General features: G+C 56.0%; 13 protein-coding genes. 12 read left to right on the top strand and 1 reads right to left on the bottom strand.

Annotated elements, in window-relative coordinates; all coding sequences use genetic code 11:
* Window positions 1-226 precede the first annotated feature (226 nt).
* Window positions 227-1366 (bottom strand): tRNA epoxyqueuosine(34) reductase QueG, encoded by a 1140-nt coding sequence (queG, locus tag RHN82_RS07270; RefSeq protein WP_015572463.1) that lies wholly within the window; start codon window positions 1364-1366, stop codon window positions 227-229.
* On the opposite strand from queG, the gene nnr reads away from it, so the two are divergent.
* The 12 genes from nnr to nsrR all read left to right on the top strand — a co-directional run bounded on the left by nnr (window position 1365) and on the right by nsrR (window position 13860).
* Entirely contained in the window at window positions 1365-2888 is a 1524-nt protein-coding gene (gene nnr / locus RHN82_RS07265; RefSeq protein WP_047052631.1) for a bifunctional ADP-dependent NAD(P)H-hydrate dehydratase/NAD(P)H-hydrate epimerase, read from the top strand. The genes queG and nnr overlap by 2 nt on opposite strands.
* Window positions 2881-3342 (top strand): tRNA (adenosine(37)-N6)-threonylcarbamoyltransferase complex ATPase subunit type 1 TsaE, encoded by a 462-nt coding sequence (tsaE, locus tag RHN82_RS07260; protein ID WP_047052630.1) that lies wholly within the window; start codon window positions 2881-2883, stop codon window positions 3340-3342. Before nnr ends, tsaE begins: the two co-directional genes overlap by 8 nt.
* 16 nt (window positions 3343-3358) lie before the next feature.
* The gene (amiB, locus tag RHN82_RS07255) at window positions 3359-4699 is read left to right on the top strand and encodes an N-acetylmuramoyl-L-alanine amidase AmiB (RefSeq protein ID WP_023295800.1); all 1341 of its coding nucleotides are present in this window, start codon (window positions 3359-3361) and stop codon (window positions 4697-4699) included.
* A 9-nt stretch (window positions 4700-4708) separates the two neighbouring features.
* Window positions 4709-6553 carry a DNA mismatch repair endonuclease MutL gene (mutL, locus tag RHN82_RS07250; RefSeq protein ID WP_047052629.1) on the top strand — a complete coding sequence of 615 codons (1845 nt, stop codon included), beginning with the start codon at window positions 4709-4711 and terminating at the stop codon, window positions 6551-6553.
* Window positions 6546-7496, top strand: a complete 951-nt coding sequence (miaA, locus tag RHN82_RS07245; protein ID WP_017383956.1) for a tRNA (adenosine(37)-N6)-dimethylallyltransferase MiaA — start codon at window positions 6546-6548, stop codon at window positions 7494-7496. The genes mutL and miaA overlap by 8 nt, the downstream gene beginning before the upstream one ends.
* An 85-nt stretch (window positions 7497-7581) precedes the next feature.
* Window positions 7582-7893 (top strand): RNA chaperone Hfq, encoded by a 312-nt coding sequence (gene hfq / locus RHN82_RS07240; RefSeq protein ID WP_003855990.1) that lies wholly within the window; start codon window positions 7582-7584, stop codon window positions 7891-7893.
* A gap of 74 nt (window positions 7894-7967) precedes the next feature.
* Entirely contained in the window at window positions 7968-9248 is a 1281-nt protein-coding gene (gene hflX / locus RHN82_RS07235; RefSeq protein ID WP_003855991.1) for a ribosome rescue GTPase HflX, read from the top strand.
* Window positions 9249-9304: 56 nt separating this feature from the next.
* Complete coding sequence (gene hflK / locus RHN82_RS07230) at window positions 9305-10564, top strand: FtsH protease activity modulator HflK (protein ID WP_047052628.1); 1260 nt, start codon at window positions 9305-9307, stop codon at window positions 10562-10564.
* A gap of 2 nt (window positions 10565-10566) precedes the next feature.
* Entirely contained in the window at window positions 10567-11571 is a 1005-nt protein-coding gene (hflC, locus tag RHN82_RS07225) for a protease modulator HflC (RefSeq protein ID WP_003855994.1), read from the top strand.
* A 71-nt stretch (window positions 11572-11642) separates the two neighbouring features.
* Window positions 11643-11840 carry a DUF2065 domain-containing protein gene (locus RHN82_RS07220; protein WP_003855996.1) on the top strand — a complete coding sequence of 66 codons (198 nt, stop codon included), beginning with the start codon at window positions 11643-11645 and terminating at the stop codon, window positions 11838-11840.
* Window positions 11841-11943: 103 nt separating this feature from the next.
* Window positions 11944-13242 (top strand): adenylosuccinate synthase, encoded by a 1299-nt coding sequence (locus tag RHN82_RS07215; protein WP_003855997.1) that lies wholly within the window; start codon window positions 11944-11946, stop codon window positions 13240-13242.
* A 192-nt stretch (window positions 13243-13434) separates the two neighbouring features.
* Entirely contained in the window at window positions 13435-13860 is a 426-nt protein-coding gene (gene nsrR / locus RHN82_RS07210) for a nitric oxide-sensing transcriptional repressor NsrR (RefSeq protein ID WP_003855998.1), read from the top strand.
* Window positions 13861-13876: the final 16 nt, after the last annotated feature.

Genomic DNA, 13876 nt, shown 5'->3' with positions numbered 1-13876 from the left:
GGGGACGTTTTCTATTATGTCTGAAATACTCTTGTGAACAGAGTTATCCACAGAAACCGTGATAAAACCAGTCTGTACGAAATGTTAGCAGGGTGAATAATATCTTCGTAATTCACTGTAAATTATGAAGAAAATTTGATTTCAAAATGTTATTGAGATCACTTGACCTGTTTGCCAGAGCTGATGGCGCCTTAATTCTTATTTTTATTCACAGGCTGTGAATATATCACACATCCCGCGGCAGCCCTTTTTCAATCACCCTGACCAGACGCTGTTTCTTCGGTAACTGCACTTCAACCACGCCGGCATTTCGCTTCTCAATTTGCTGCGCAATCGCCCATTCTATGTGCTCATCAAGAAGTGGGTGCTCACCTCTACGGCTTTCGAGCGCCTGAAGATTTGCTTCATCCCACGGGGCATTCCCCAGCGCAACGGCCACATTACGCAGCCAGCGCAGGTGGCCGATACGACGTATGGCGGAACCTTCCGTCACCTTCAGGAACCAGGCTTCGCTCCAGGCGAACAGTTCGATCAACTGCGGGGCATGTAACGCCTTGCGCGGACTGAAGTCTTCTTCGTCCGTCAACTGTGAATAACGGTTCCACGGACAAATCAGCTGACAGTCATCACAGCCGTAGATGCGGTTGCCAATAAGCGGACGAAACTCCTCTGGAATGGCGCCTTCCAGCTCGATAGTGAGATAAGAGATACAGCGGCGCGCATCAACGGTATACGGTTCGACAATCGCGCCCGTTGGGCAGATGGTCATACAGGCCACACAGCGACCACAGCCTTCTTCCACCGGACCGTCTACCGGCAGGGGTAAATCAATCAGCAGTTCACCCAGGAAAAAGAATGAGCCCGCGTCGCGGCTTAAGATAAGTGAGTGCTTACCTGTCCAGCCAAGCCCGGCTTTTTCGGCGATCGGGCGCTCAAGAATAGGCGCAGAATCGACAAAGGGTCTAAAATTCAGCGAAACACAGTGCTGCTGAATGGTTTCCCCGAGCTTTTTTAGACGGTTGCGCAGAAGTTTATGGTAATCACGCCCCAGCGCGTATCGGCTGACGTAACCCAGCGAAGGATTTTTTAGCGTGCGCGCAAAGGCCGCGTTAGCGGGCAGATAGTTCATGCGTACGCTAATAACGCGCAGCGTACCCGGCAACAGCTCGTGGGGGCGGGCACGCATCATACCGTGACGCGCCATCCACTCCATCTCGCCGTGGTATTGTTTATCCAGCCATGCCTGGAGCTTAGGCTCACTGGCAGAGAGGTCGGTATCAGTAATACCGACCTTCTGGAAGCCCAGTTCAGCACCCCACTGTTTTATTTTTTGCGCTAATTCATTGAGATCGAGGGGCTGTGACATGACGGACCATACTGTGAAGAAAAACCCCGCAAGTATACCACATTCCATCTGGCATGCGGATGACCTCCGTCGGGCCGAGAAAGAGGCCGCAGATAGCCTGGGCATTACCCTTTACGAACTGATGCAGCGCGCGGGCGAGGCGGCGTTTAACGTGGCGCGCACGGCATATCCGGATGCCTCGCACTATCTGATCCTGTGCGGGCACGGCAATAACGGTGGCGATGGCTATGTGGTGGCTCGTCTTGCGGTGGCGGCGGGGCTGCGCGTCACCCTGCTGGCGCTGGAGAGCGACAAGCCGTTACCGGAAGAAGCGGGCATGGCGAGAGAGGCCTGGCTGAATGCGGGGGGCATTATTCATGCGCCTGTTATTGTCTGGCCCGAGGATGTCGACGTGATTGTTGATGGTCTGCTGGGGACGGGACTGATGCGCGCGCCTCGCGATGACGTCGCCGCGCTGATTACGCGCGCTAATGCGCACCCCGCCCCGGTGGTAGCGCTGGATATTCCCTCCGGCCTGATGGCGCAAACCGGCGCGACGCCGGGCGTGTCGATTGAGGCGGCGCATACCGTGACCTTTATCGCCCTGAAACCGGGTTTACTTACCGGGAAAGCGCGCGATGTCGTGGGCACGTTACATCACAACGCCCTGGGGCTGGAAAACTGGCTGGCCGGACAGGATACCCACATTACCCGCTTTGATGACTCCCTGCTTGCACAGTGGCTGCCGCCGCGCCGTCCCACCTCCCATAAGGGCGACCATGGCCGACTGCTGATTATCGGCGGCGATCGCGGCACGGCAGGTGCGATTCGTATGACCGGAGAGGCCGCGTTGCGCAGCGGCGCCGGATTAGTACGCGTGCTGACCCGCAGCGAAAACATTCCGCCCATTATTACCGCGCGGCCGGAGCTGATGGTCCACGAGCTTACCCCGCAGGCGATTGAAGAGGGTCTTGAGTGGGCGGACGTGGTGGTCATTGGTCCGGGCCTGGGTCAGCAGGAGTGGGGCAAACAGGCCCTGCAAAAGGCCGAGAATTTTCGTAAACCGATGCTCTGGGATGCCGACGCGCTTAACCTTCTGGCAATAAACCCGGATAAGCGTCACAATCGCATTCTGACGCCGCACCCCGGCGAAGCCGCACGGCTGCTTAACTGTAGCGTGGCAGAAATTGAAAGCGATCGCTTACTTTCAGCCCAACGTCTGGTAAAACGTTACGGAGGTGTTGCCGTTTTGAAAGGGGCGGGGACCGTTATCGCCAGCGATGATGCGATGGGCATCGTTGATGCCGGTAATGCAGGCATGGCGAGCGGCGGCATGGGCGATGTGCTCTCTGGCATCATTGGCGCATTGCTCGGACAGAAACTTCCCCTTTATGATGCAGCCTGTGCGGGCTGCGTGGCCCACGGTGCGGCGGCTGACAGGCTGGCTGCTCGTTACGGAACGCGCGGTATGCTGGCCACCGATCTTTTTTGCACGCTGCGGCGTGTTGTTAACCCGGATGTGATTGACGTAGAAAATGACTAATCGAGCGATTCCTTTACCTGATGAACAAGCCACTTTAGATCTCGGCAAGCGCGTGGCGCAGGCCTGTCAGGGGGCGACCGTCATTTATCTGTATGGTGATTTAGGCGCGGGTAAAACAACCTTCAGCCGTGGCTTTTTGCAGGCGTTAGGCCATAACGGGAACGTAAAAAGCCCGACCTACACGCTGGTAGAACCGTACACGCTTGAAAATAACATGGTGTACCACTTTGATTTATATCGTCTTGCGGATCCTGAGGAGCTGGAATTTATGGGGATCCGCGATTACTTTGCCAACGACGCCATCTGCCTGGTGGAGTGGCCGCAACAAGGTGCGGGTGTGCTGCCTGACCCGGATGTCGAAATTCACTTAGATTACCAGGCACAAGGGCGTGAGGCGCGCATCAGTGCGGTTTCCTCATCAGGCTGTTCCTTACTGGCGCGTTTAGCCGGTTGAGCGTAGGGATAACGGGATGATTAATCGCGTTAAAGGTTGGGTGCTGGCTGCCACGGTCCTGCTGTGCGCGCAGGCCGGGGCGGCCAGCCTCTCGGATATTCAGGTGTCGAATGGCGATAGCCAGGCCCGCATTACGTTCAGCTTTATGGGCGATCCTGAATATGCTTTCTCACAAATCGACAGCCGCAGCGTGGCGCTCGATATTAAACAGACCGGGGTGATCCAGGGGCTGCCGCTCCAGTTCAGCGGCAACAATCTGGTGAAAAGCATCCGTTCGGGAACGCCGAAGGATGCGCAGTCTCTGCGTCTGGTGGTCGATCTCACCGAAAAGGGCAAAACGAAGGCGGTTAAGCAGCAAAACGGCGCCAATTATACGGTGGTCTTTACCATTAATGCTGATGTTCCACCGCCGCCACCGCCTGCACCTGTTGTAGCAAAACGCGTGGAAGCGCCGGTTTATACTCCAAGGCCGTCTGAGCCAGCCCGTAATCCGTTTAAATCACAAAATGACCGACTTACCGCCGTGACCAGCAGCAACACGGTGACGCGTCCGGCGGTCAGCGCGCGGCGTACGCCGGTCAGTGGCGACAAAGTGATTATCGCCATTGACGCCGGACACGGCGGGCAAGATCCTGGCGCGATTGGTCCGGGCGGCACGCGGGAGAAAAACGTCACTATCGCCATTGCCCGTAAGCTGCGTGCGCTTCTGAATGACGATCCGATGTTTAAAGGGGTCATGACCCGCGACGGAGATTACTTTATTTCAGTGATGGGACGCTCGGATGTGGCGCGTAAGCAAAACGCCAACTTCCTGGTGTCGATTCACGCGGATGCTGCGCCGAACCGTAACGCCACCGGCGCGTCGGTATGGGTGCTGTCAAACCGTCGCGCCAACAGTGAAATGGCGAACTGGCTTGAAGAGCACGAGAAGCAGTCTGAACTGTTAGGCGGGGCAGGCGATGTGCTGGCAAACAGCCAGGCCGATCCGTATCTCAGCCAGGCGGTGCTGGATTTACAGTTCGGTCATTCTCAGCGCGTCGGGTATGATGTCGCCACTAACGTACTGAGCCAGCTGCAAAGCATTGGATCGCTGCATAAGCGTCGCCCTGAGCATGCAAGCCTCGGTGTCCTGCGTTCGCCGGATATTCCGTCGATTCTGGTGGAGACGGGCTTTATCAGTAACAACGGCGAAGAGCGCCTGTTGGGCAGCGACAGCTATCAGCAGCAAATTGCCGAAGCGATTTATAATGGCCTGCGTAAATACTTTGACGCGCATCCGCTTCAGTCTGCGCCGCAGGGCGGGGCAGCCCAGACGGCAAGCGCCGCGCTGCCGGGTGAGATGACCGCGACTAATTAAGGAGAGTTCATGCCGATTCAGGTTCTACCGCCGCAGCTCGCGAACCAAATCGCCGCCGGTGAGGTGGTGGAACGCCCTGCGTCGGTGGTGAAGGAACTGGTGGAAAACAGCCTCGATGCAGGGGCGACCCGCATTGATATCGATATCGAACGCGGGGGCGCAAAGCTTATCCGCATTCGTGATAACGGCTGTGGCATCAAAAAGGACGAGCTGGCGCTGGCGCTGGCGCGTCACGCCACCAGTAAAATTGCCTCACTTGACGATCTGGAAGCGATTATCAGCCTGGGTTTTCGCGGCGAAGCGCTGGCCAGTATCAGCTCCGTTTCCCGCTTAACGTTGACCTCCCGCACAGCCGACCAGCAGGAAGCCTGGCAGGCCTATGCCGAAGGGCGCGATATGGACGTCACGGTTAAACCTGCGGCGCACCCGGTAGGCACCACGCTTGAAGTGCTGGATCTCTTCTATAACACCCCCGCCCGGCGCAAGTTTATGCGAACCGAGAAGACCGAATTCGGACATATCGACGAGATCATCCGCCGCATTGCGCTGGCGCGCTTTGATGTCACCCTCAACCTCAGCCATAACGGTAAGGTGATGCGCCAGTACCGCGCGGTGGCGGAGGGTGGACAAAAGGAGCGTCGGTTGGGCGCCATCTGCGGCACACCGTTTCTGGAAAAGGCGCTGGCCATTGAGTGGCAGCATGGCGATCTGGCCCTGCGCGGCTGGGTAGCCGATCCAAACGCCAGCAGCGCCGCGTTCGCAGAAATTCAGTATTGCTACGTCAACGGCCGCATGATGCGCGACCGCCTGATTAACCACGCTATTCGACAGGCCTGCGAAGATAAGCTCGGCGCCGATCAACAGCCCGCCTTTGTGCTTTATCTGGAGATCGACCCGCATCAGGTTGACGTTAACGTGCACCCCGCGAAGCACGAGGTGCGTTTCCACCAGTCGCGCCTGGTGCATGATTTCATCTACCAGGGCGTTGCCGCTGTATTGCAGCAGCAGGCAGAGCCTGAGTTGCCGCTGGCAAAAGAAGAGCCCGCGCCGCGCCCACTGCCGGAAAACCGCGTGGCGGCCGGGCGTAACCATTTTGCCGAACCGGCGGTCGCGCGCGAGCCGGCTGCTCCACGTTTATCCCCGGCGGGCAACGCGCCGCGACCAACCGGCGCCAACTATCCCAACGCTCAGCCGGGCTATCACAAACAGCAGGGGGCGCTGTACCGCAAACTGCTGGATACGCCGGCGGTGGAGCATAAAGAGCACATCACGGTTTCAACCCCTTCTCTGGATGGGCATAGCCAGAGTTTTGGTCGGGTATTGACCATTATTGCCCCCGACATGGCATTGCTTGAACGCGAAGGTAAACTCCTGTTGCTGGCGCTTTCCGTGGCGGAGCGCTGGCTCAAACAGGCGCAGTTAACCCCGGGGGTGAATGCCGCCTGCGCGCAGCCGCTGTTGATCCCCGTTCGCCTGAAAATAACCCCTGAAGAAACAGGGGTTTTGCGGCGCGTGCAGACGCAACTGGCCGAAATGGGGATTGAAATCGTACTGGACGCGCAGCATGTGACAATTCGCGCAGTGCCTTTACCCTTACGCCAACAAAATTTACAAAACTTGATTCCTGAACTGATAGGCTACCTGGCGCAGCAAACGACGTTTGATGCCGCCGATACTGCGCAGTGGATCGCCCGCCACCTGGCCAGCGAACATGCACCGTGGAGTATGGCGCAGGCGATTACCGTTCTGGCGGAGGTGGAGCGCCTCTGTCCACAGCTGGTGAAAGCGCCTCCAGGTGGTTTGTTACAACCTGTTGATTTACAAACGGCGATGACCGCCCTGAAACATGACTGATGTAAGTAAGGCGAGCCTGCCAAAGGCGATTTTTTTAATGGGGCCAACGGCCTCCGGTAAAACGGCGTTAGCCATTGAGTTACGTAAAGTTTTGCCAGTAGAGTTGATTAGCGTTGATTCAGCCCTCATTTACCGAGGGATGGACATCGGCACGGCGAAGCCCAACGCAGACGAACTGCGTGCGGCGCCGCACCGTTTACTGGATATTCTCGACCCGGCACAGGCTTACTCCGCGGCAGATTTTCGCCGCGACGCCTTAGCCGAGATGGCCGAGATTACCGCCGCGGGACGCATACCGCTGTTAGTTGGCGGCACGATGCTCTACTTTAAGGCGCTGCTGGAGGGGTTATCGCCTCTGCCATCGGCCGATCCGGAAGTGAGAGCGAAGATTGAGCGGCAGGCGGCAGAGCAGGGGTGGGACGCTTTGCACAGGCAACTGGAAGAGATTGACCCGGTTGCCGCAGCGCGGATCCACCCAAACGATCCGCAAAGGCTTTCCCGGGCACTGGAAGTTTTTTTCATTTCGGGTAAAACTTTAACGGAACTGACGCAAACGTCAGGAGACGCTCTGCCGTATCAGGTGCATCAGTTCGCCATCGCCCCGGCGAGCCGTGAACTGCTCCATCAACGAATTGAGCAGCGTTTTCATCAGATGTTGGCTTCAGATTTTGAAGCAGAAGTGCGGGCGCTTTTTGCCCGTGGAGATTTGCATACGGACATGCCTTCCATTCGTTGTGTGGGATACCGCCAGATGTGGTCGTATCTTGAAGGTGAGATTTCATACGATGAAATGGTTTATCGAGGTGTTTGCGCCACGAGACAGTTAGCGAAGCGCCAGATCACCTGGTTACGCGGTTGGGAAGGGGTTCACTGGTTAGACAGTGAAAAACCACAACAGGCGTTAAACGAAGTGATTGAGGTTATTGGTGATATCGCTGACTGAATGTGTACAATTAAGCCGTATCGTGCGCAATTTTTCAGAATCGCAAGGTTCTAAGTACAAAACAAGCATATAAGGAAAAGATAGAATGGCTAAGGGGCAATCTTTACAAGATCCGTTCCTGAACGCATTGCGTCGGGAGCGTGTTCCAGTTTCTATTTATTTGGTGAATGGTATTAAGCTGCAAGGTCAGATTGAGTCTTTCGATCAGTTCGTGATCCTGTTGAAAAACACGGTCAGCCAGATGGTCTATAAGCACGCGATTTCTACTGTTGTTCCGTCCCGTCCGGTATCTCATCACAGCAATAACGCTGGCGGCGGCACTGGCAGTAACTACCATCACGGCAGCAACGCGCAGGGTTCTTCAACACCAGCGCAGGACAGCGAAGAAACCGAATAAGGTTTTGGGCTGTTATCCACACGGGGAGCCAGGGATCCTGCGTTCCCCGCTGATCTTTTTAGAGAGGTTTACGCTTGTTTGACCGTTATGACGCCGGTGAGCAGGCGGTGCTGGTACACATCTATTTTTCGCAAGACAAAGATATGGAAGACCTCCAGGAGTTTGAATCTCTGGTCTCTTCCGCCGGTGTCGAAGCAATGCAGGTGATTACCGGTAGCCGTAAAGCGCCGCACCCGAAGTACTTTGTTGGTGAAGGTAAAGCAGTTGAAATTGCGGATGCCGTAAAAGCAACCGGCGCATCCGTTGTGCTGTTTGATCATGCGCTGTCTCCGGCTCAGGAACGTAACCTGGAAGCTCTCTGCGAATGCCGTGTAATCGATCGCACGGGGTTGATCTTAGATATTTTTGCTCAGCGTGCGCGTACCCACGAGGGTAAGTTGCAGGTTGAGCTGGCGCAGTTGCGCCATCTGGCGACGCGTCTGGTGCGTGGCTGGACACACCTTGAAAGACAAAAAGGCGGGATTGGTTTGCGCGGCCCGGGTGAAACCCAGCTCGAAACCGACCGCCGTTTGCTGCGTGGGCGTATAACCCAGATCCTTTCACGTCTGGAACGTGTAGAGAAACAGCGCGAACAGGGGCGTCGGGCGCGAACGAAAGCCGATATCCCAACGGTGTCGCTGGTGGGCTATACCAACGCCGGTAAATCCACCTTGTTTAACCAGATAACCGAGGCCCAGGTGTATGCCGCAGACCAGCTGTTTGCGACCCTGGACCCAACCCTGCGCCGTATTGACGTCGCAGACGTGGGTGAAACGGTGCTGGCGGATACCGTAGGGTTTATCCGCCATCTGCCGCACGATCTGGTCGCGGCGTTTAAAGCGACGTTGCAGGAGACGCGTCAGGCGACCCTGCTGCTGCACGTCATTGATGCGGCGGACGTACGCGTGCAGGAGAACATCGACGCGGTGAACGTGGTGCTCGAAGAGATCGACGCCCACGAAATTCCCACCCTGTTGGTGATGAATAAGATCGATATGCTGGACGATTTCGAACCGCGTATTGACCGAGACGAAGAGAACAAACCGATTCGGGTCTGGCTGTCTGCTCAGGCCGGGATTGGTGTGCCACTGCTTTTCCAGGCTTTGACAGAACGTCTTTCCGGTGAGGTAGCTCAGCACACGCTGCGACTGCCGCCACAGGAAGGCAGGCTGCGCAGCCGGTTTTATCAGCTTCAGGCGATAGAAAAAGAGTGGATGGAGGATGACGGCAGCGTGGGGATGCAGGTGCGTATGCCGATCGTTGACTGGCGTCGCCTCTGTAAACAAGAACCTGCGCTGGCGGACTATATCGTCTGATCAGAAAGGGGAAGCCTGAAAAATTCGCCCTTGCATAACAAATATGGAGCATATACATGGCGTGGAATCAGCCCGGTAATAACGGACAAGACCGCGACCCGTGGGGAAGCAGCAATAATCAAGGCGGCAACTCTGGGGGAAATGGCAACAAAGGTGGTCGCGAGCAGGGGCCGCCGGATCTGGATGATATCTTCCGCAAACTGAGCAAAAAGCTTGGTGGCCTTGGCGGAGGAAAAGGTTCTGGCTCGGGTGGCAATTCCACTCAGAGTCCGCGCCCGCCAATGGGTGGCCGCGTGGTGGGCATTGTCGCCGCTGCGGTGGTAATCATCTGGGCAGCCAGCGGGTTCTACACCATTAAAGAAGCAGAACGCGGCGTGGTCACCCGTTTCGGTAAGTTCAGCCATCTGGTTGAGCCGGGCCTGAACTGGAAGCCGACCTTCATCGATGACGTGACCGCGGTCAACGTAGAGTCCGTCCGTGAACTGGCGGCCTCTGGCGTGATGCTGACCTCTGACGAGAACGTGGTGCGCGTTGAGATGAACGTGCAGTACCGCGTGACCGATCCTGAACGTTATCTGTTTAGCGTGACCAGCGCCGATGACAGCCTGCGTCAGGCGACCGACAGCGCCCTGCGTGGCGTGATCGGTAAATACACCATGGACCGTATCCTGACCGAAGGTCGTACCGTTATTCGTAGCGATACCCAGCGTGAGCTGGAAGAGACCATCCGTCCGTACAACATGGGTATCACCCTGCTGGACGTCAACTTCCAGGCTGCACGTCCGCCTGAAGAGGTGAAAGCCGCGTTTGACGATGCGATTGCCGCGCGTGAAAACGAACAGCAGTACATCCGTGAAGCGGAAGCGTACACCAACGAAGTTCAGCCGCGTGCAAACGGTCAGGCGCAGCGTATTCTGGAAGAAGCGCGTGCGTATAAGACCCAGACCATCCTGGAAGCACAGGGTGAAGTGGCTCGCTTCGCGAAGATCCTGCCGGAATATAAAGCCGCGCCGGAAATTACCCGTGAGCGTCTCTATATCGAGACCATGGAAAAAGTGCTGAGCCATACGCGTAAAGTGCTGGTTAACGACAACAAAGGCGGAAACCTGATGGTCCTGCCGCTGGATCAGATGCTGAAAGGCAGCTCTGCACCGGCAGCAAAAGACAACAGCGGTGCGAACAACCTGCTGCGTCTGCCACCGGCCTCGTCTGGCAGCGCCAGCGCGAACACAACGCCTTCTTCGAACGATGGTGACATTATGGACCAACGCCGTGCTAACGCGCAGCGTAACGACTACCAGCGTCAGGGGGAATAAGGATGCGTAAGTCAGTTATTGCGATCATCATCATCGTACTGGTCGTGCTCTACACCTCCATCTTTGTGGTGAAAGAGGGCGAACGTGGGATCAAGTTCCAGTTCAGCAGCGTCGTGCGTGACGGCGACAAGCGTCCGGTGATTTATGAGCCGGGTCTGCACTTCAAGATCCCGTTCATTCAGTCAGTGAAAACGCTCGATGCGCGTATCCAGACCATGGATAACCAGGCCGATCGTTTCGTGACCAAAGAGAAGAAAGACCTGATCGTCGATTCCTATATCAAATGGCGCATCAGCGATTTCAGCCGCTACTTCCTGGCAACCGGGGGTGGCGACGTTTCTCAGGCAGAAGTGCTGCTGAAACGTAAGTTCTCTGACCGTCTGCGTTCCGAAATTGGTCGTCTGGATGTGAAAGACATCGTGACCGACTCCCGTGGTCGTCTGACGCTGGAAGTGCGTGATGCGCTGAACTCCGGCTCTGCGGGCACCGAAGATGAAGTTGAAACCCCGGCGGCAGACGATGCCATTGCCAAAGCGGCTGAACGTGTTCAGGCTGAAACCAACGGTAAAGTGCCAGTGATCAACCCGAACAGTATGGCTGCTCTGGGCATCGAAGTGGTTGATGTGCGCATCAAGCAGATCAACCTGCCAGCGGAAGTGTCCGAGGCGATCTACAACCGTATGCGCGCCGAGCGTGAAGCGGTAGCCCGTCGTCACCGTTCACAGGGTCAGGAAGAAGCGGAAAAACTGCGTGCGGCAGCGGACTATGAAGTCACCAAGACGCTGGCGGAATCTGAGCGCCAGGGTCGTATCCTGCGCGGTGAAGGTGATGCCGAAGCGGCGAAACTGTTTGCTGATGCATTCAGCCAGGATCCGGACTTCTATGCCTTCATCCGTAGTCTTCGCGCTTACGAGAATAGCTTCAAGAGCAACCAGGATGTAATGGTGCTCAGTCCGGACAGCGATTTCTTCCGTTATATGAAGACGCCGACCAACGCAACGCGATAAACTCAGGCTCGTTTGAGTATTCAAACCACCGCTCTTCACGGAGCGGTGGTTTTCTTTTATAAGGATGAAAAATGAACTCCACGATCTGGCTCGCACTGGCCCTGGTTTTGGTGCTGGAAGGCCTCGGCCCGATGCTCTATCCGCGCGCATGGCGCCGGATGATCGCGACAATGAGCCAACTCCCGGATAATATTTTGCGTCGTTTTGGCGGTGGTCTTGTGGTTGCCGGTATCGTTATCTACTACATGTTGAGGAAAACGATTGGCTGATCAAAAACTAACCGCAATTGGCATATTTTAGGGTCAAAAAGTGCTGTATATCTGAAAAAGCGATGGTAGAATCCATTTTTAAGCAAACGGTGATTTTGAAAAAATGGGTAACAACGTCGTCGTACTGGGCACCCAATGGGGTGACGAAGGTAAAGGGAAGATTGTTGATCTTCTGACTGAACGGGCTAAATATGTTGTACGCTACCAGGGCGGTCACAACGCAGGCCATACTCTCGTAATCAACGGTGAAAAAACCGTCCTCCATCTTATTCCATCAGGCATTCTTCGCGAAAACGTCACCAGCATCATCGGTAACGGCGTTGTGCTGTCTCCAGCTGCGCTGATGAAAGAGATGAAAGGTCTGGAAGACCGTGGTATCCCTGTTCGTGAGCGTCTGCTGCTCTCCGAAGCCTGCCCGCTGATCCTGGATTATCACGTGGCGCTGGACGTGGCGCGTGAAAAAGCGCGTGGCGCGAAAGCGATCGGCACCACCGGTCGTGGTATCGGCCCGGCTTACGAAGATAAAGTGGCTCGTCGCGGTCTGCGCGTGGGCGACCTCTTCGACAAAGCGACCTTCGCTGAAAAACTGAAAGAAGTGATGGAATATCACAACTTCCAGCTGGTGAACTTCTACAAAGCCGAAGCCGTTGACTACCAGAAAGTGCTGGATGACGTCATGGCGATTGCTGATATTCTGACCGGTATGGTTGTTGATGTGTCCGATCTGCTGGACCAGGCGCGCAAGCGTGGCGATTTCGTCATGTTTGAAGGTGCGCAGGGTACGCTGCTGGACATCGACCACGGTACCTATCCGTACGTAACGTCCTCTAACACCACCGCGGGTGGCGTGGCAACCGGCTCCGGCCTGGGCCCGCGTTATGTCGATTACGTTCTGGGCATCATCAAAGCGTACTCCACTCGCGTGGGTGCGGGTCCATTCCCGACCGAACTGTTTGATGAGACCGGCGAGTTCCTCTGCAAGCAGGGTAACGAGTTTGGCGCGACCACCGGTCGTCGTCGTCGTACCGGCTGGCTGGACGCCGTTGCCGTACGTCGCGCAGTGCAGATCAACTCCCTGTCTGGCTTCTGCCTGACCAAGCTGGACGTACTGGACGGCCTGAAAGAAGTGAAAATCTGCGTAGGCTACCGTATGCCAGATGGCCGCGAAGTGACCACCACTCCGCTGGCTGCTGACGACTGGGAAGGCATTGAGCCAATCTACGAAACCATGCCGGGCTGGTCTGAGACCACCTTCGGTGTGAAAGAGCGTAGTGGCCTGCCAAAAGCCGCGCTGGACTACATCAAGCGCATTGAAGAACTGACCGAAGTGCCGATCGATATTATTTCTACCGGCCCGGATCGTACTGAAACGATGATCCTGCGCGACCCGTTCGACGCATAATCTTCGTGACTGCTGGCCTGCGGGGAAACCCGTAGGCCGGATAAGCGCAGCGCCATCCGGCGACCGCTCCTGGATCTCCGCTTTTTCGCCCCGTCTGTCAAATAAATTAGCCGCTAACTATCTGGCTGGTTTATCATCATTAATGAATATCTCTGCGGTTTGACCGCGTTTTCCCTTTTTCCTGAGGTTGATGTGCAGTTAACAAGTTTCACCGATTACGGCTTACGCGCGCTGATTTACATGGCGTCGTTACCCGATGGGAAGATGACCAGCATCTCTGAAGTCACAGAGGTGTACGGTGTGTCCCGTAATCATATGGTCAAAATAATCAATCAACTTAGTCGTGCCGGATACGTTGCTGCCGTCCGCGGGAAGAATGGAGGGATCCGTCTCGGTAAACCGGCGCAGAGTATCCGTATTGGCGATGTGGTACGTGAACTGGAGCCGCTCTCTCTGGTGAACTGTAGCAGCGCGTTCTGCCACATTACGCCCGCTTGCCGCCTGAAACAGGCGCTTTCAAAGGCCGTGCAAAGTTTTCTCAAGGAACTGGATAACTACACGCTGGCCGATTTGGTTGAAGAGAATCAACCGCTTTATAAATTATTGCTGGTGGAATGAAGAAAATTTCCACCGG

It is taken from the genome of Enterobacter cloacae complex sp. EB5 (assembly GCF_031432835.1).
Classification (GTDB): Bacteria; Pseudomonadota; Gammaproteobacteria; order Enterobacterales; family Enterobacteriaceae; genus Enterobacter; species Enterobacter hormaechei_C.
This window is presented reverse-complemented; position numbering and strand designations above follow the sequence as displayed.